The organism is Paenibacillus sp. JT22N1 (assembly GCF_059692155.1).
In genome coordinates, this window is sequence record NZ_JCAUAW010000007.1 from 186,289 (window position 1) to 206,714 (window position 20,426).

11 protein-coding genes are annotated in these 20,426 nt (G+C 47.6%); 10 read left to right on the plus strand and 1 reads right to left on the minus strand.

Going from position 1 to position 20,426, the window contains the following annotated elements; translation table 11 throughout:
• Positions 1-56 precede the first annotated feature (56 nt).
• The 10 genes from AC58UU_RS15860 to AC58UU_RS15905 all read left to right on the plus strand — a co-directional run bounded on the left by AC58UU_RS15860 (position 57) and on the right by AC58UU_RS15905 (position 18,206).
• Positions 57-4,409: a DEAD/DEAH box helicase gene (locus tag AC58UU_RS15860; RefSeq protein WP_497317101.1), complete on the plus strand. Its 4,353-nt coding sequence runs from the start codon at positions 57-59 to the stop codon at positions 4,407-4,409.
• Between the two features lie 167 nt (positions 4,410-4,576).
• Positions 4,577-6,877 (plus strand): helix-turn-helix domain-containing protein, encoded by a 2,301-nt coding sequence (locus AC58UU_RS15865; protein WP_497317103.1) that lies wholly within the window; start codon positions 4,577-4,579, stop codon positions 6,875-6,877.
• Between the two features lie 183 nt (positions 6,878-7,060).
• Positions 7,061-9,706 (plus strand): exo-rhamnogalacturonan lyase family protein, encoded by a 2,646-nt coding sequence (locus AC58UU_RS15870; protein ID WP_497317105.1) that lies wholly within the window; start codon positions 7,061-7,063, stop codon positions 9,704-9,706.
• A gap of 48 nt (positions 9,707-9,754) precedes the next feature.
• Positions 9,755-10,813 (plus strand): glycoside hydrolase family 88/105 protein, encoded by a 1,059-nt coding sequence (locus AC58UU_RS15875; RefSeq protein WP_497317107.1) that lies wholly within the window; start codon positions 9,755-9,757, stop codon positions 10,811-10,813.
• A 167-nt stretch (positions 10,814-10,980) separates the two neighbouring features.
• Entirely contained in the window at positions 10,981-11,943 is a 963-nt protein-coding gene (locus tag AC58UU_RS15880) for an ABC transporter permease (protein WP_497317350.1), read from the plus strand.
• A 60-nt stretch (positions 11,944-12,003) separates the two neighbouring features.
• Positions 12,004-12,885, plus strand: a complete 882-nt coding sequence (locus tag AC58UU_RS15885) for a carbohydrate ABC transporter permease (RefSeq protein ID WP_497317109.1) — start codon at positions 12,004-12,006, stop codon at positions 12,883-12,885.
• Positions 12,886-13,019: 134 nt separating this feature from the next.
• The gene (locus AC58UU_RS15890; protein WP_497317110.1) at positions 13,020-14,576 is read left to right on the plus strand and encodes an extracellular solute-binding protein; all 1,557 of its coding nucleotides are present in this window, start codon (positions 13,020-13,022) and stop codon (positions 14,574-14,576) included.
• Positions 14,577-14,688: 112 nt separating this feature from the next.
• Positions 14,689-15,888, plus strand: coding sequence for an oligogalacturonate lyase family protein (locus AC58UU_RS15895; RefSeq protein WP_497317112.1), 1,200 nt, complete (start codon positions 14,689-14,691; stop codon positions 15,886-15,888).
• Positions 15,885-17,471: a sulfatase family protein gene (locus AC58UU_RS15900; protein WP_497317114.1), complete on the plus strand. Its 1,587-nt coding sequence runs from the start codon at positions 15,885-15,887 to the stop codon at positions 17,469-17,471. Before AC58UU_RS15895 ends, AC58UU_RS15900 begins: the two co-directional genes overlap by 4 nt.
• Positions 17,472-17,504: 33 nt before the next feature.
• Positions 17,505-18,206, plus strand: coding sequence for a DUF1961 family protein (locus AC58UU_RS15905; RefSeq protein WP_497317115.1), 702 nt, complete (start codon positions 17,505-17,507; stop codon positions 18,204-18,206).
• Positions 18,207-18,288: 82 nt separating this feature from the next.
• On the opposite strand, the gene AC58UU_RS15910 is transcribed toward AC58UU_RS15905, so the two are convergent.
• The gene (locus tag AC58UU_RS15910) at positions 18,289-20,397 is read right to left on the minus strand and encodes a molybdopterin oxidoreductase family protein (RefSeq protein ID WP_497317117.1); all 2,109 of its coding nucleotides are present in this window, start codon (positions 20,395-20,397) and stop codon (positions 18,289-18,291) included.
• Between the last annotated feature and the right edge of the window lie 29 nt (positions 20,398-20,426).

Here is a 20,426-nt window from a genome sequence, read left to right on the forward strand (position 1 = left end):
GATGACCCTCACAATATGCTATGTTGGAAGAAATTGTGAGCAAGGGAGCGAAGGTAATGACAGAAATAGCGCTGGATCTATCTCATTTTCATCCCATTCTGAGGTCTTGGTTTGCTTCTCGTTTCGGTGAACCTACGGATGTTCAGAAGCAGGCGTGGAAACAAATACGTTCTGGTACACATACTCTCATCTCCTCCCCAACAGGCTCGGGTAAAACACTGGCAGCTTTACTGCCTTGTTTGGACGGTGTTCTTAAAAAGAAGCAGGAACTTGAGGACATTTACACAGCCGGTGTTCGCGTGCTTGTCGTGACACCACTCAAAGCGCTGAATAACGATATTCATGATCATTTGATTCATTTTATGGCAGAAATTGAGGAGACTGCTTCCTCTTTCGAAAAGGAAACAACCTGGAGGGGACTCTCGATTGGGGTTCGTACCGGCGATACCAAACAAAGCACTCGGGCATCGATGCTGAAGCAGCCGCCAGATCTGCTGGTGACCACGCCAGAATCGTTGTATTTGCTGCTTACTTCTCCGCGCGCGAGAGAAATGCTAAAGAGCGTGGAACAGATCGTCGTCGACGAAATCCACGATCTGGCAGCGGACAAGCGCGGTATGCACTTGTCGCTCACGCTGGAACGGCTGAATGCGTGGTGCGGTCGAGCCGTCCAGCGGATCGGCGTGTCTGCCACGCAAAAGCCTATCGAGCGGGTCGCTCAGTATCTTGGCGGCTGGGAATCTGACCAGCCGCGGCATGTAGCTATTATCGAGAGCAAAGCCGAGAAACAGTACGCACTTCAGGTGACGATGCCGGAGCCTGCGCGGGCTGGTGCTGATAAAGAGGCGATATGGACGCCTCTTGTCGAGCGTCTGCTGCAGCTCATGGAAGGCTGCAGCACGGTGCTTATCTTCGCAAATAGCCGCAGGCTTTGCGAACGGCTGACCTTGCGACTCAATGACCATGTCGGTCATGAGATCGCGTGTAGTCACCACGGCAGCGTCGCCCGCGAGAAGCGGCTCGAGGTCGAGCGCTTGCTCAAGGCCGGCGAGCTTCGCTGCCTGGTAGCCACGTCGTCGCTGGAACTCGGCATCGACGTGGGTCATGTCGATCTGGTGATCCAGATCGACTCGCCTTTCACCGCTGCCGCAGGCATCCAGCGGATCGGCCGGGCCGGCCACGCCGTCGGCAGCGTCAGCCGTGGCGTGCTGCTAGCGCGCAGCCGCAGTCTGCTGCCAGAGCTGGCCGTGCTCAGCCGGCGAATCGCGGCGCGCGACATCGAGGCCATCCGCATCCCGCGGGGCAGCCTTGATGTCCTCGCGCAGCAGCTCGTCGCCATGGTAGCCATGGGCGACGAGCTCGATGTGCCGCGCCTAGAGCGCCTGCTCTGGCAGAGCGACTCCTTCCGCGAGCTTCCGCGTGAACGCTGGCTCGCGATGCTCGAGGTGCTCGCCGGGCTGTACCCCTTCGTGCGTCCGCTTATCGCATGGGATCGTGAAACCGGCCGCTTAGAACGGTTGGCGGCCACACAGATGGCCGCGCTCACCGGCGCCGGCACAATCCCTCAGAGCACGGCCTATCCCGTGCATCATAACGAAACCGGACTTCATCTTGGTGAACTTGATGAAGAGTTCATCCACGAGTCGTCTGTCGGCGACGTGTTTCAATTGGGTACGGCATCTTGGCGTATCGTCCTCAAGCGTCCAGAGCGCATTTATGTCCAGGAAGCCGACAACCGTTACAGTGAAGTCCCCTTCTGGCGCGGGGAAACCGGCGGAAAGTCATTTGAACTCGGCGTTCAAACGGGTCAAATATGGCGAGAGCTGCGTGATCGTTTGCTGCCGCTTCCTCATACTCAAGCTGATCTCGACGTCCAAGACTGGCTTATGGATCATTTTCACTTTGATTCGGAAGCTAGCCAAGCTCTCATCGGTATCGTTCGCAATCAAATCGCTGTAAATACAGTCCCAACAGATACAACAGTTGTCATAGAAACCTTTGCTGATGAAAACAATCAAACACACTATATTTTGCACAGCCTATTCGGTCGCAAGCTGAACCGTTCTTGGTTAATGGCCATTGATCGGCACCTTAAACAAAAAGGGCTAAGCGCTACCTATACCAATGCGAAAGACAATGGCATCGAGCTCATTTTCCCCAGCTTCCATGAATCGATTTTGCATGCGATCATGTCCATCTCTTCTATAGAAGCGGAACAGTTCATCATTGAAGCTGTAGCCGAATCCGGTATGTTTGGTGCAGCTTTCCAACGACTGGCAGAAACATCCTTACTTCTTTCCCGCAGCTTCACACGTATCCCCGCTTGGGTTAAGCGACTGCGCGGACAAGAACTCATGAAGGAAGCTCTACCATTCAAAGAACGATTTCCTTTGTTTCAGGAAGCCATGCGAGAATGCCTGGAGGAGCATGTCGATATTCAGCATCTTCAGCGCATTTTAGAAGCTATTCATACAGGAAATATTCAATTTGCCGTTCATCGCAACCATTTCCCATCGCCGCTCGCTGCGCAGTTCAAGTTCGATTACGTGTCGCAGAAATTATATGAATCCGATGCGTTAACGCTGGATTTACAGGTTGAATTACTTGGCTTTAGCCGTCAAATGGCAGCCGATATTTTCGGAGCTGAGGCGATTCGCAGCGCCGTTAGCCCTCAAGTCATCGAGGCAGAGGAACATAAACTCGCCCTGATGGATGAACCGCTAGCCTCTGCACAAGAGTTGTTTCGTTATTTGAAAGAACGTGGCGATTCCTCTTTGGCTGAACTCGTCAAGGCTAGTTCAGCCTCCCATACAATCGTTACAGCAATGATTAATGATCTCCTTGGGCAAAGCAAGACAGCAACAGCTTTCTTTACGAAAGAGACCCGCTATATCTGCAGTGATGAATTAGAATTCTATTCTTCGCTCTCGGATTCTATGATTGCCAAATCGTTTGTGTTTCAACGATTTGCAGACGGGAAGCTCTCTTTCACAACAGAAGAGTTGGCAGCCCGCTTTGAGGTGGAACTTGCCATTGCAGCTGATTGGGTTCAGAGCGCTGTTCAATCCAATACGTTAACTGTCGCACCTTTTGCCGATCCAGAAATCGAAGAACTGTGGACGAGCAGCAAGGTTGCTTCCCGATTAATTCGTCTGTCCCTTCAGTCCTATCGACGTAGTGGCGAGGCCGTATCCCCTTTCACCTATATGACGCATATGCCGCTTAGACGCAAACTCGCAGAAAGAACTGACGTTCCAGGAATGGAACATCTTCGCGAAATTATTGAAGATTTGCAAGGCTTCTTCCTGCCCGTCTCACTTTGGGAGTCTGTCTTATTTCCGACGCGTCAGCTATCGTACCGCAAACAGGATCTAGACACCTTGTGCTCTTCAGGTCAAATTGTTTGGATAGGCCGCAAAGAGCCCGACGAAAAGGAAGGCCGCATTGCTTTCTTTCTGGCAGAAAGCAGCTCTCTGTATGAGCCCTGTCTCACTATTGCAAACCAAAGACCAGCCTCACACCCTGAGCTTCTTAGCCTTCTGCAGGAAAAAGGGGCCATCTTTCTGAGCAAGCTGGGTATTGAAACAGGGCGAGCTCCCTCTTCATTGTTAGAGGAGCTACTGCAATTAGTGTGGGATGGACAGGCCGCCAACGACCAATTCGCTCCGCTTCGACTACATGCCGCAGGAGCTTCTAAGAAACCGGATAAATTCCAGTCAGGCCTTGGACGTTGGTATCCTCTCGATTCCCTGCTTAGCCCTGCCTTCGATAAGCAATCTTCCGCTATGCAGTGGACGCATCATCTACTAGAGCGTTTTGGCATTATCACCAAGGATCTCGTCTCTGCTCACTGTCCATTTCCTTGGGAAGCCATTCAGACAGCGCTTCGTCAGTTGGAAGAGTGGGGTCTTGTTGTCCGCGGGCTATTCATTACCGATTTACATGCTCTGCAGTTCGCTTCCAAAGAATTCATCACTCGCCTGTACCAGCAAGCAGGTAACGCTTCCGAGAGTCAACAAAAATTCACGCTTTTAAGTGCTATTGATCCGGCTAATCCCTTTGGACTGATTGTCCCATGGCCTGAGATTTCTGGCGTTTCATTTTCCCGTAAAAGTGGTAATTACTTAGCCCTCAAAGGCAGTGAGTGGTTGTATTGGATCGAGAATAATGGCAAGCGGATTTATCAACTTGCACCAACAGCGAACCAAAATAACGATAAGATAACCATCGTCCACGAGTTAAAAAGTATGTTTCGCCAGTTCCTTAAACAACATCAACTACGTAAAATCGTCATCGAAACTTGGAACGGTGTACGTATCGCAGAGGCGCCCGAACAGGAATATTTAAAACTTCTAGGCGCAGAAAAAGACCGCACCAGCTTAGTTCTTTGGCCAAGCCAACTAAGCTGAGTACGGCCTACTCTTACCTTCTGCTTTGAAAATATGATCAAAAGTCAATTCTCGGTTGACCATTCACATGGTATTATATGAAGGAACCTTTTATTGCTGAAGGGTTACAGCTGCAAATTATCCATATCCGTATAGGTTTAAAAGAAGATATCAGGGGGAATTAAATCGTGTTCAGAAGTAAGCGCTTCCGAGACAATTGGATTTTAATTCTGATCATCTCCAGTATTCCCGGACTTATCTTCGGCGGCGTTATTTATTGGCTTGCCGGCGAGCGTCTTGAGAACGACCTGCTTCAGATGCATAATAAACAGATTCAGTTGAGAGCAGCCAATATTGACGAACAGTTCTCTTACTTGGAGACGTCGGTTATGCATTGGGCATTCGATCCAAGCTTCACTTACTCATTAGCGAGTTTAAAACTATCGCGTGATTTCGAGATTGCTCGCAACATGACACAGACACTAGCCAATATGAAAGGCGCCAATCCACTGGCTGCGGAAACAGAATTGTTCTTGGAAGGTGCAGCGCCCGTGCGGTTTCATCCGCAATACGAGGCATTAACCAGTGCTGTACAGATCGAAGGATACAGGAATTTACTCGCGAATGATAAAAAGGTTTTCTGGTCCCAGCATACTTCGGAGTCCGGACTTCCGCGTGATAATTCATTGTCGCTAATGGTAAAAATACCTGAAACTAACGAGAACCCGTTTGGGGTCATTGCGGTTCGGATCGACACCGCGAAGGTCGCCAAACTGCTGCAAACGTTAGCCCCTTATAATGACGGGGGTACGTTTCTGCTGGAGGAAAATGGCGATCAATTGCTGTCTAGCTCAGGGAAAGAACCAGCATCGCAGCTAGATGAAGCTATAAAGAGAGAGGTACTTACCAGTAAGACGAAATCAGGCTCATTCCTGTTTGATTGGAACCAAACGACGTACACTGTAGCCTTCGGCACCATGTCGCGCGTCGGTGCCGCTTGGACTTATGTCACTGCGTCTCCGATTAGCGCAATTACCAAGCCTGTCGTTTTTATTTCTCAATTGGTCTTGACGTTAAGCATCGCGATGCTGCTGCTCGCGTTCGTTTTATCTTGGCTGGCTTCACGGCGCATCTATTCACCTATCGCACAATTAGTCAACTTGTTAACTGGAAAGACAGGTTTAGCGGCGCTCCGGAAAGAACAAAATGATGACTTTAAGATCATTGAGAAAGAATGGCTTCATTTGACTAGAGAGAGTACGACGCTTCAGAATAAGCTGGAGGAGCAGCTCCCTCATCTCAAGGAAGGCTTCCTGCTTCAACTTGTCCAAGGGTATCTCTATTCCTACTCTGAGCAAGCCCTTCTTGAGAGGATGCGCAATTTCGGCTGGTCGGTGGATAATCGGCAATACGCCGTACTGTACATCCAATTAAGCGGATTTGAAAACTTGGAAGGACGCTTCTCGTCTGGCGATGAAGGACTCGTCACTTTCGTTGCTGCCAATATTACGATGGAGCTCGTATCGAGCCATTTCGAGCAAGCAGAAGTGATGAATTTCCACGATTTGTCTGTCGGTCTCCTCATCATCGTTCCGGAAGAAACCGATCAGAAGGAAGCGATCAGAGCCTTTAGTCAAGAACTAACTCATGGGATTCATCACGTGCTCAACATGTACGTATCGGTCACGATCGGCAGTCTCGCTTTGTCCGTCGTTCATGTGCCCTCCCGCTTCGAAGAAGCGATGCAGGCGTCAAGCATGCGCCGTTTCGAAAGCCGAAACCAAATTATCGACCTGGAATCTCTGGATGAGTATGATAAAGAGAACCACGACATTCATTATCCATTTGCGCTCGAAAGAGAGATCATTCAAGCGATTCGAACCGGACAGATTAAAGAAGCAAAGCAGCTCATTCAGGCTTTCTTGGAAGAACTGCTTGAACGCGGAGCTAAGGTGATCGACATTCAGCAAGGAATGCTCCAATTGCTCGGCAGCATCCTGCATGCCATTCGGCTTACAGGTATGGATCCGAACCGCATTTTCAAATCGGCAAATTTGTACGAGCAATTGATGCAGTTCGGAGAGCAGCAGAAAATGATTGCTTGGTTCCACGACAAAGTAGTAGGCCCCTTCATGCAAGAACTGGAGTCACGTTCCGACGTGGAAGTGAAAAGGACTGTGGAAACTGCGATGATTTATCTGCAGAACAATTATATGAAAGAAATATCTCTGGAAAGCTGCGCCGACTACGCAGGCACGAATACGGTTGCGTTAAGCAAAGCGTTCAAGCAGGTCAGCGGTAAAAATTTTATTGACTATTTAACCGAGCTGCGCATTGAAAAGGCGAAGGAGCTTTTGCGTGACACGGATATGAAAATCAACGATATCGCCGAAAAGGCTGGATATCAGCCAAGCTATTTTAACCGAATCTTTAAGAAACAAGAAGGCATAACACCAAGCCGATATCGGGAGTTAAACAGAAATGAATAGCTTCATCCCGCAAACCGCCTGCAATGGCGGTTTGTTTTTTTTGTTTTGAAAAAAAGTCTTAATCCCGCAAAAAAGTGAAATGTCCCGTCATGTATGGAGTTAGAAAGTGTAGTTGAAGGAAATTCACATAGAAACTATTCTTGAACCAAGACCTAAACAAATTCGGAGAGGGGTAAAGAAAACATGGGAGAGAAAAAGCAACTCCGCGTGCATTGGTTGGAGGAAGAACTTCCAAACTCTTGCGGTGTTACATGGGGAGTGCCTTGGCACATAGGTGAATTAAATCGGTCGCAAGCTGGCACTTTCACCCTTATTGATCCGTCAGGAAACCCGCTCGCGCTTCAAAGCTGGCCAACCGCTTATTGGCCTGACGGCAGCGTGAAATGGACAGCGCACGCCGCATCGTTCGATAAGCCTGAAAGTAAAGGCTATACACTACAAGCCGCCGATGAACAGTCTATAGCGATCCATGCGAGATCCCGTATGAAGGTTACTCAATCGGCTGATGAAGTGACCGTCGATACCGGAGTCATCCGGTGTATCGTCGGAAAACAAGGAAAGTCATTCATCCGCGCTCTATATCACGGGGAGAAGCTGATCAGCTCGAATGGTTCACTCGTCTGTATTCGCGAAGAACGACGAACGACATCGAGCGGGCGACTTTACCAGGAAGAATCGTTTGGTGGCAAGGTCACATCCGTAACGATCGAACAAGAGGGCCCTTCACGGGTCGTACTCATGGTGGAGGGCGAGCATATCTCCAAGAAAGCCGATCGTTCTTGGCTCCCCTTCCGGCTGCGTCTGTATTTCTATACTAACCAAGCATCGATTCGGATTGTCCACACCTCATTGTTCAATGGAGATCCACAGGAGGACTTCGTGAAAGGGCTTGGCATCTCTTTTGCTTTGCCGCTGAAAGCCCCCCTTTATAACAGGTACGTTCGTTTTGCGGGCGATACAGGCTTTTTCAGTGAATCGCCCCGGCATTTGTCGACATGGCGGACGAAGGGCGTCTACATGGACATGTTCTGGCGCCAGCAAGCTGGAGAAGCGATTGCATTTGATCATGAGAAAGATGCTAAATTCAAGGCGCTTCTGGATGATTCCGCTGCGTGGGACAGCTATAAGTTAATGCAGCTATCCGCTGACTCCTATTCTGTCGTCAAGCAAACCTATGAAGAATGCAGCCCAGTGAAGGCCGTCAGCGGTAACCGCGCGAAAGGGCTCGTATATGCCGGAGACACTCACGGCGGGCTTGCAGCAGGGCTTCGCAATTTTTGGCAGAAGCATCCATCGTCTTTGGAAGTAACGGGTATGACATCAGATGAAGCCAATCTAACACTCTGGTTCTGGTCGCCGGATGCGGCAGCTATGGATATGCGTCATTACGATACGACAACGTATGTGGAATCCGCCTATGAGGGATCGGAAGAGCTGCACAGCACACCATATGGAATCGGAAATACGAACGAGCTTATGCTGTGGTGCTGCGATGGGACACCCGCTGCTGCCGACCTTGCAAACATGACTAGCCATATTCAAACCCCGCCGCAGCTCTTATGTGAGCCTGCACGTTATCATGATACGAATGTATTCGGTATCTGGAGTCTGCCTGACCACAGCACGCCTGCCAAATCTTGGATCGAAGATCAACTCGACGCCTGTTTGAGCTTCTACAAGCAAGAGGTTGAGAGGCGGCGGTGGTACGGTTTCTGGGATTATGGAGATTTCATGCATACGTACGATCCCGTACGGCACGAATGGAGATACGACGTAGGCGGGTTTGCCTGGCAGAACACCGAGCTTGTGCCGAACATCTGGCTTTGGCTCTCGTTCTTGCGGTCGGGACGTGCAGATTTATTCCGCATGGCGGAGGCCATGACGCGTCATACGAGTGAAGTGGATGTCTATCATTCTGGAGAATATGCAGGGCTCGGGTCTCGGCATAATGTCGTTCACTGGGGTTGCGGATGCAAGGAAGCGCGCATAGCAATGGCGGGTTTGCATCGTTACTATTACTTCTTGACTGCAGATGAACGTATCGGAGATATTTTGGCGGAAGTGGCCGATGCTGATTTCGCCACCGTCGTAATCGATCCGATGAGAGCTTATTTCCCGAAGGATGAGCATCCTACCCACGTGAGGAGCGGTCCGGACTGGGCAGCCTTCAGCTCGAATTGGATGTCGCAATGGGAACGCTTTGAGAATTCGAAATACCGAGATAAGATCCTGCAAGGGATCAAGAATTTGAAGGCCGCACCGTTCCGGCTCTTATCAGGCACGACATTCGGATACGATCCGAATACTGGGATTCTTACCCATATCAGCGACGGCAACTACGGATATCATATGGTCATTTCCTTCGGCGCGCCGCAAGTGTGGATAGAGCTTTCGCAACTGCTCTCCGATCCTGAATGGGATGACATGCTCGTAGAATTCGGGGAATTTTATTACCTAGAACCTGAGGAAAAGTTAGCCCGAACGAATGGGGTCATCGATCATAATAAATTCAGCTGGCCGATGTTTGCGGCATCGATGGCGGCTTACGCAGCCAACCGACGCAGTAATGCTGCTCTGGCTGCGATAACATGGCGGATAATGCTGGAGAATCGTCTGCCGGGGGGCAGCGAGGACGCGACGCAAACCTATCAAGTGCCGGACCACGTATATGTCCGACCTATTCAAGAACTGCCGAGCATCACGACAAATGTAACGTCGCAATGGTCTTTGAACGCGATCATGTGCCTAGAGCTAATCGGGAACGAACTGCCGACGGAACTGAATGCTGAATATCTGAGCGCTTCCTATGCCGCGGATCAGAAGAAATAATCGATTCAGTCTAAGATTTCAAATTTCAATGTTCGAGGAGGAACTGTTTTGAAATACGTAACTATCAATGAAACGGATATTAAACAAGCCATCGAGCGGCTAGTAACCAGAACGTTTCAGATGGATATGACATGGGATTGGCCTGCAGGAGTCGCTTTTTATGGCGTAGGCCAAGCTTATCTGGCTACTGGTGAATCAAAGTATTTGGATCAATTGCAAGCGTGGATCGATGAGCAGTTGGAGGACGGTATTCCTAGGTTAACCGTCAACGCTGTATCCATTGGTCATACATTGCTTACACTGTACAATCAAACCAAATCGGAACGTTACCTGGATATAGCGGTCCAAATGGCGGAGTTCTTGAGAACGGATGCGGTACGATTCGCGGATGGCGTGTTTCAGCACACCGTATCGCAAAATTACGATTTCCCGCAGCAGGCTTGGGTCGATACGATGTTTATGGCCGGATATTTTCTCATCCGCATTGGCACTTTACTTGAAAGAAACGATTGGCTGGAGGATGGCTTACTGCAGTACCATGCACACGAGCGCTTCTTGCAGGATCGTGAAACAAATCTATATGTTCACGGTTGGGATCATATCGCCCAGAACAACATGTCCGCTGTCTATTGGGCGCGTGGCAATTCATGGGCAGCTTATACGATGTCGGAAGCGCTACATATCGTAGAAGTCACCCATCCGTCCTATATGAAAATGTACGATTCGCTGCGTGATCAACTTAGCAGCATCGTCCGACTCCAATCTGATCATGGGCTCTGGCACACCGTGCTGAATGATCCGACCTCTTATGAGGAAACATCGGGCTCTGCGGGTCTTGCCGCCGGATTGATTCGATATAACGAAGCCATCGGCGCCCCTATGTACAATAAGTATATTCAGAAGGCCGTGCCTGCCGTATTATCGAAAATTTCGAATAACGGTACAGTGTTGGACGTTTCTGCTGGAACGGCTGTAATGAAAGACGCCGCCGGCTACAAAGGGGTCGCCCATGAACGGATTCAAGGCTGGGGACAGGGACTGGCATTAGTATTCCTCTCTTCGCTTCTAAAGTACAAATGGTTGAAAGACATTTCACCAACCGAGTAAAGGAATGTTCAACCCATTCCCATGGTGATAATACTTTTTTTCTAACTTCATACTTTTTTGAGAAAGCGGTTTCAAAATAGTGTTGTTGTCAGAAATTTTTGAATCTTATAATGTTTAACTTACAAAGCCACAAGCTAAAATTCCAATTGCGAAGGAGTGAGAACATGATCAAAGCATCTGATGCTGAACAGCACATCGTGCCTGTCCCAACCGTAACTTCCAAGCGAAGCACGCTGATAGCCAAAGTATTAAGAGATAAATATTTGCTGCTGCTGCTTCTGCCGGGATTGGCCTACTTTATAATATTTAAATATGTTCCGATGTGGGGGGTCCTGTTAGCCTTCAAAAATTATCAGCCTTATGTCGGTTTTTTTAAAAGCGAGTGGATCGGACTAGATAATTTCAAGCAATTTTTTCAAGATCCTGTCTTCTTCAAATTGATACGAAATACGCTTTTGCTTGGTTTATATGATATGGTGTTTTTCTTCCCGGCGCCAATCATACTGGCTATCTTGTTAAACGAGGTCCGCAAATCTTTTTACAAACGTTTTATTCAATCGTTGATTTATATCCCGCATTTTATTTCAATGGTTATCGTTGCAAGTATCTCTTATCTTCTTTTGACGACAGAAGGTGGAGTCATCAATGAATGGATGTTTAACCTATTCGGTTATAAAATCGACTTTCTAACAAGTGAAAGCTGGTTTCGTCCTATGATCATCACACAGAGTATTTGGAAAGAGATGGGTTGGGGAACGATCATCTTCCTCGCAGCGCTTGCGGGGGTGGATCAAGAGCAATATGAAGCAGCCATCGTCGATGGAGCAAACCGATTTCGCCAGCTTTGGCACATTACGCTGCCAGCTATTCAGGGTACAATCATTGTTGTGCTAATTTTGCGGATGGGTCACTTTATGGACCGTGGATTTGAACAAGTTTTATTAATGATTAACCCGCTAAACAGGCCGGTTGCCGAAGTATTTGACACTTATGTTTACACAGCGGGGATCATTCAGGGTGCTTTCAGCTATAGTGCGGCAGTAGGGCTATTTAAAGCCATTATCAGTGTCATTCTCGTTTTTACAACGAATTATCTAGCCAAAAGGGCTGGGCATTCCGGTATATTCTGATTTTTGCACATGCTTACGAAGTCAGTTTTGCTATCGCAAAACTCTTAGGAGGAGAGCACGATGAACACACGTCATTCGTCTGTAGGCGAGAAATTGTTTGATATCGCCAACTATTTGTTTCTTGCTATCGTTGCCCTTGCCATGATTCTTCCGGTTATGTATATCGTGGCGGGATCGTTCGCAAGCGATCTGGAGATAGGAAGCAGATCCTTTTTCCTCATTCCCAAAGACATCACATTTGATGCCTATAAATTTGTTTTTAAAGATAATACGTTACCGCGAAGTTTGGTAGTATCCGTATTTATCACCGTAGGAGGTACTCTGGTAAATCTATTCTTTACCTTTACGATGGCCTATGCTTTATCACGGCGGCATATGGTTGGCCGAAATATCGTCTTGAACATGATCATCTTTACGATGGTGTTTAGCGGCGGGATTATTCCTACTTATCTTGTTGTGAAAAGTTTAGGGCTATTGAACACCTACTGGGCGGTCATGCTGCCTGTCGCGATCAACGCCTTTAATTTGATTGTCGTGAAATCATTTTTTCAAGAAATTCCCAACGAACTGATTGAATCGGCCCGAATTGATGGATGTAACGATATTGGCGTGCTGTGGCGAATTGTTCTGCCGCTCTCTAAACCGGTTATCGCAACATTTGCTCTTTTCTATGCCGTTGCCCATTGGAATGATTTCTTTAATGCTTTGATCTATCTATCTGACGCCAAAAAGTGGCCGATGCAGGTTCTCTTGCGGCAAATTGTTCTTTTGGCAACGGGGGCGCTTGAAATGGGAACTTATGATCCTACTTACGTAAAACCACCGGATCAATCGATTAAAATGGCGATCATCGTCGTGGGTACATTGCCGATTTTGATGGTTTACCCGTTTATTCAAAAGTATTTTGCTAAAGGGGTTTTGATAGGTGCGGTAAAAGGTTAAAGCGCTTTCGTGTTGATGGTGACTATTTTCGGATTGTCGCAGCATGAGTCCAAGACCGGAAAGGGTTTGACGATAGATGGCTGCTTCATCATAAACAAGTATATTTTTGATAAGACAAAGGGAGGAAAAGGAATATGAATTGGGATAAAAAGAAAAAACCATTATTCGCAACAACTAGCATGATACTGGCAGTTACAGTTATAGCGGGGTGCAGCTCGGGTACTGACGGTTCTAAAGCGACAGACACACCTAAGACGACTGCAGGAGCAACGAATGCGGCAAAAGAAAAACCATTCCCAATCAGTATTATGTTGAAGAGCTACTACAATGATACGGCTACCCCGGAAAGTAAAGTATGGAAAAAAATAGAAGAATACACGAACACGAAGCTCGATTTCCAATTTGTTCCTGATGCAAGCTATAACGATAAACTGAACATAACACTTGCTTCCGGTTCGGTTCCTTCTCTTCTATTTGTAAATAATGCGAAATTGCCTGCTGTTGCCAACGCTATCAAAGGAGGCGCATTCTGGGAAATAGGCCCTTATCTCAAAGATTATCCGAATCTTAAACAAGCGAACCCAACTGTTCTTAACAATACGTCGGTAAACGGTAAATTCTATGGCCTCTATGTATCCCGCCCGATCGGACGGATGGGGATCAGCTACCGTAAAGACTGGCTTGATAATTTAGGCATGAAGGAACCGAAGACGATCGATGAATTTTATGCGATGTTAAAAGCATTCGCCACCAATGATCCTGATAAAAACGGCAAAAACGATACGTATGGCATGGTCGTAACCAAATATGCAGGCCCCTTTGATATTATGCAAACTTGGTTCGGGGCTCCGAATAAGTGGGCTGAGAAAGACGGCAAGCTGATACCCGCCCATTTGACCCCAGAATATATGGAGGCACTCAAATTTTTCAAAAAACTGTATGATGAGAAGTTAATCAATCAAGATTTTGCGGTATATGATTCGGCGAAATGGAATGATCCGATTATTAACGGACAAGCGGGTGTAGCGGTTGACGTTACAGAACGTTCCTATCAAATTGAAGAGAAAATGAAACAAGTCAATCCTAAGGGCAGTATTGATTTAATTGGAGCAGTAAGCGGCCCTACCGGTCTTCATAATCAACCGACAGCTGGACACAACGGCATGTTCCTCATCTCGAAATCCAGTGTTAAAACAGAAGCTGATCTGAAGAAAGTGCTTACTTTCTTGGATAAAACCAACGATAAAGACATGCAAGCGTTACTCAACTTTGGTATTGAAGGTGTTCATTATAAAGTGGAAGACGGCAAACAGGTTATTCTTATCGTTCCGACTGACCCTATGGCTCCTGATATTAACAACAAGAATATGAACCAGATCTTATCTTCGATTCCGTATATTATACCTGACATGTTCAAACCATCAACACCGCTTCGCACGAAGTCGGTCGAAGTGCAGAAGGCAAATGAAAAAATCATTGTTACAAATCCCGGAGAACCATTTACAACGGCAACCTATACGCAAAAAGGCGCGCAGTTGGATCAAATGGTGGAAGACGCACGAATAAAATTTATTGTCGGAAAAATCGATGAAGTCGGCTATAAAGCCGAAATGGATTTGTGGAAAAAGAGCGGTGGCGATGACTATACGAAAGAAATAAGTGAAGCTTTCGCTGCAAGCAAGGCTAAATAAGGTAAGTAAGCCTACTTTTGAGGATAAGGTCCAGTCGCTCAGTGGGACTGGACTTTTTCACTCAAAGGTTCCAGCTGGAATTTAAAACGTTATGACTAAAGGAGCGATTGCGATGACAATGGCAAGATCCAGAGGCGGTAAAGGAACGGTTTGGCCTTCGGAACGGCGTAGTTATACAGATTTGATCACGGGTGTAACCGTAACTCAGCTAACGAATCACTGCTCGCACAGTCACCATATCTATTTTACGAATAACGGCTTCTATGGAGATGGGAAGTTGCTCTTTGGATCGGACCGTGAGAATGTTACCAATCTATACAGCATGGATTTGCACAATGGCATAATGACGCAACTAACGGATTTGGAACGCGGTCGTGAATCCCGGATTCAGGGTACCTTTCTTCATCCAGACGGACATGAGGCCTATTTCTACTATGACAATTCAATTATGGCAATCAACCTGAGAACGATGGAAGAAAGGATTCTCTATACGATTCCACAGGATTATAAATTCGGCAGCTTGAGCTGCACCGCAGACGGGCAGTGGTTATGTTTTGGCCTGAATAAGGATTTAACGCAAAGTATAGCGATGGATACCAAGAATGGTTACTTGGGATTCGAGGAGTATTTCCGAGCGAAGCCGCACAGTATGATTATGGCAGTTTCCCCTGAAAACGGAAAAGTGAAAAAGCTTCATGAAGATCAGCTGTGGATCGGCCACGTCAATACATCGCCAACGCAAGCTCATCTGTTAACATTTTGTCATGAAGGACCCTGGGAACAGATTGATCATCGGATCTGGGTGCTGGATATCGAAACGGGACGTTATTGGAAGGTAAAGGATAAGCAGCCTAATGAATATGTCGGCCACGAATATTGGCTGTCAGACGGCATTCATATCGGCTACCACGGTTTTACCAACTCTCTTGAGGATCATACTGGGAAAATTATCGGGGCTGTCCTTTTTGATAATAGTCAAATCCAGCAGTACGAATTTCCTTTTCAAAATATGCATGTTCATTCCAATGATCTATCGCTTGTTATCGGTGACGGACAGCAAACGAGCGCTTATCATGGACAGCAATTCCAGGATACGCTGCAGGTATGGCGGAATGACGGATCCGGGTTTAAAGGTCCACGTATACTATGTAAGCATCGTGGAAGTTTCCATTCGCAAATTCTTCACGTTCATCCGAGGCTAAGCCCGGACGGTAAGCATGTGCTATTTACGAGTGATATGTCTGGCTATGGTAACTTGTACATGGTCGACATGCCGGAATTCGAATCTTTACCCGAGATGCCAGTTACATGAAGACACAACCGAACCTACTTCTCATCTTTACGGACCAGCAGCGATGGGATACGTTGGGGGTTTACGGAAATAAAACGATTCAAACCCCACATTTGGATCGATTGGCGCAGGAAGGGGCCGTATTCGAAAATGCGATTACCCCTTACCCTCTCTGTGCTCCTGCCAGAGCCTGCACGATGACGGGGTTTGCCGCAGGAAAGACGAATGTGTTCAACAACGAATCAGCCTCTGCTATTGCCGCCGATGAGTCGATTGCGGCTTATTTGTCCAAAGCAGGCTATCACAATCAGGCGATCGGAAAGATGCATTTTACACCAGATGAGCAAACGTATGGCATGGATCATCTCATTTTATCGGAAGAAATGAGGGGCGTGCGTACAGCTGGACGCATACAGGATATCCGTTTTGATGATTATGACCGATACCTGATGGAGCATGATGCCTGGGGGTGGGAAAAACCTCCAGAGATCGGTTATAACGAACTAAAGCCGCTTGTGAACGGCCTACCCAAAGAGCTCCATATCACACAATGGTGCGGGGATCGAACGGTAGAGTGGCTAAAAACGGAAAGACCCTCAAACAAACCTTTTTTCTTATGGACGTCGTTCGTCAAGCCTCATGCTCCTTTCGATTGTCCTTCACACTTGACGGATTTATATGCTCCGGAAGAAATGCCGAGGCCTTGGGTTTCCGATAAGGATGGAACGTCGAAAAATCCTTATTTGAAATCGCATCGTCAAGCAATGGAAGCCGATCTGTACTCGGAGCACGCTAATCTCACAAACAGGGCTTATTATTATGCCAATATTACGTTTATTGATGAACAAATAGGTCGGATCATGCAAACGTTGGAGGAAGAGGGTCTGGCGGGCAATACGCTCGTTATTTTCACATCGGATCACGGTGAACTGCTGGGCGACCACCGATTATGGTTTAAAAACTTAGGGCATGAGGGTAGTTTGCACATTCCGATGTTAGCCTGGTGGCCTGGCGTTATCAAACCGGGTACCCGCTGCGAAGAATTAACGACCCTGCTTGATATTTTCCCTACTCTGGTTAATCGGGCCAGTGAAAATCGCAATTACGACGGAAGGTCTGGTTTGGATCTATTGGAACTGCTCACGGAACCTTCCTCGGTTCGCCGAGATGTAGTCTGTTCTGAATTCTATGTGGCACCCAACTATATGCTCCATGTCCGCAGCAAAGAGTGGAAATACCTCTTTTATCAGAATGGCGGTTACGAAGAGTTGTATAATCTTGTGAGCGATCCACATGAACTTGTTGATCTGGCGGATGATGCCGACTTTCAGCATGTTAAAGAAGAGCTACAAAAGGCAGCTGTTAGTTGGGTCATCAACTATGGAAATCCTGAAATTGCTCTCGATGAAACAGGTTGTAAGTTGAAAGTGATGCCATTTCAGCCTCAAGAAGCCAAAACTAACCCAAGGCCGTTCTCGCGAATGCCTTGGGATTCCAGAGTTCCTCCTTCGATGCTTCCTGAACAGCAGCGCTCCTGGTTTTGGAAGGCGTTGGGCGGAGATTGGAGCAGCCTTATATCCTTGTTTGGATCAAAAGATAAGTAATTCACCAGTAGATGAGTGAGGGTGACGTACAACATGGATTGGAATGAAATATTCATGCTAGATGAGATTTTATATCAAAATCCTTTAGCCGTTGAACGCGATGTGCTTGATTTCAAAATGGAAGGGCAGGCTGTTGCCAGTTTTCCACTGAATCGAATGCGGTTGGAAAATAAGCTTGACCCAAAGCTTGGACAAAAATCGAATTTCGTTTATTGGTGTCCGGTTGAATTTCCAGACAACATCGCGATCACTTGGGATTTTTGGCCGATTCATGAGCCGGGTCTTTGCATCTTGTTTTTTGCCGCAAAAGGGATCCGTGGTGAAGATTTGTTTGACAGCCGACTTTCCGTAAGATCAGGTGTGTACGACCAATATCACCATGGAGATATCGATGCTTTCCATGTATCCTACTTCAGACGCAAGGAAGAAGAAGAGCGGAGTTTTCATACGTGCAATCTGCGTAAAAGCTATGGCTTTCATCTGGTTTCGCAGGGCGGAGATCCGATCCCGTCCGTTACCGATGCCAAAGGTCCATACCGGATGAAATTGTTTAAATGGGGAAATGAAATTTTATTCGCCATCAATGATCTGACTATCTTGCATTGGACCGATGACGGAAAAACATTTGGGAAGCCCCTTACCGGAGGACAGATCGGCTTTCGCCAGATGGCTCCTCTTATTGCCGAATACGCCAATCTTACTGTATATTCGCTTTCAAAAAAGCAATCTTTGTAATATCTCATCCATCTCTATTACCCACAAAAAAAAGACCGCACCTGCTTAGTTCTTTGGCCAAGCCAACTAAGCTGAGTGCGGTCTACTCGACACGTTCCACTTTTACTGCACATATTTTAAACTCCGGCATCCGACTTGTGGGATCCAGCGCATCATTCGTTAATTGATTAATCGAATGCTCATCGCCCCAATGAAAGGGTACAAAAACCGTACGAGGCTGAATACCTTCCGTCACTTTGACTTCGAATATCAAGGATCCACGGCGGCTTGTAATGCGGATCTTATTATCCATACTCAGTCCAATTCTCTTAGCGAGCCATGGATGAATCTCGGCAACCGGAACGGGAGCCTTCTTATTCAACGCTTCCGTTCGGCGTGTTTGAGCGCCGCTTAAATAATGATTCGCCAGCCTCCCCGTTGTCAGCACGATGGGATAGTCCGAATCGATTGGTTCTGCCGGCATTTTCGGTTTAATACCGAACAACCTGGCTTTGCCATCGGAATGATTAAAATGATTCTCAAATAATAGCGGTGTACCCGGGTGATCAGGAGCAGGACACGGCCAGAATATGCCTTTCTCCTCCTGAAGCCTTTGGTAAGTAATGCCACTATAATCCGCTTTTCCTCCGGCCGTAGCAGCTGTTAATTCGCGAAACACATCTTCAATACCCGCATATTGAAAATAGGCTCCCCTACCCAACGCTTCCGCTAACTGACAAATAATGCGGAAATCAAGTCTGCTGTTTCCCGGAAGCTCCATTGCTTTCTGGCGGTGAAACACGCGGCCCTCCAGATTGGTCATCGTACCCTCTGCTTCCGCAAAGGATGACCCTGGCAACAAATAATGGGCATAACGCGCCGTTTCGGTTTCGAACATGTCAACGACAACGAGCAACTCCAGCTTCTGCAGCGCCCGCTCCACCATTCGGTTATTAGGGCTGGATACGAGTGGATTCGATCCGAGGACGATCAAGGCTTTGATTTCACCTTCATCTATCTTTTGCAGCAGTTCATAAGCAGAAACCCCTTTGCCCGGCAGTTCACTCGGATCGATGCCCCATACCTTGGCAACATGCTCACGCGCAGCTGGGTCTTCGATCAAACGATAGCCCGGCAGTTGGTCCGCCTTTTGTCCATGCTCGCGTCCACCTTGCCCGTTCGCTTGGCCAGTTACGGCGCCATAGCCGCAGCCTTTGCGCCCTATTTTGCCGGTGATCAAGGCTAAATTAATGTAATTCAGCGTGTTCTCTACCCCGTTCACTTGCTGTTCCAAGCCACGTGCTGTAAGCACAATCCCCGTCTCCGCCTTCGCGAATCCACGAGCTATCGTACGAATTACGGCTTCTAGAACGCCGGTTAGCTCCTCCACTCTCGCTGGTGTGAAAGGCTTAACAGCCTCCTTCAATTGCTCAAATCCAACCGTACGTTCTTCAATGAATCGATGATGAACGAGTTTCTCCTCCACCATGACATGTAGAAGTCCGTTAATAAATACAGAGTCGAATCCCGGTTGTAGACGAACATGGATATCTGCTACCTTCGAAGTCATGGTATTACGCGGATCAATCGTAACGATCACTGCGCCTTTTTTCTTCGCTTCAAGTAAATAAGGCATCATCGTCGGCTGACACTCCGCAATATTCGTTCCTGCGAGAATGATATATTTCGCATTCGGAACTTCCGTTAGGGGCATTGTCATCCCGCGATCGATCCCGAAAGCCTGATTGCTGGCTGCAGCCGCTGAGGACATACAGTATCTACCATTATAATCAATGTATTTAGACTTGAGTGCTACTCGGGTAAACTTTCCAAGTAAGTAACTAACTTCATTGGTAAGTGAGCCCCCGCCATACACACCAATGGCATCAGGGCCATACATCGCTTGCAGTCCTTGAATCCGTTCAGCAATGTCTGCAAACGCATGGTCCCAAGAGACAGTTCGCCACCGCCGTGGCTCACCAATCTCCCTAGTCAATGGCTCAAGAATCCGATCGGCATGAAGCACATGATCCAGTGCATTCAATCCTTTCTGACAAAGACGGCTAGTCGCCACAGGAAAGTTCGGGCTTGGTTTAATCGTGAGACCTGACGTCTTCTCACTCGGCATAATCTCCAATCCGCACTGCATGCTGCAAAAGCAGCAATGGGAGGAGGGTTGTTCTTTAGGTAAAGTCAATAGTGCTGATTTCAACACACCCCACCCCCAATGATAAAGCTCTC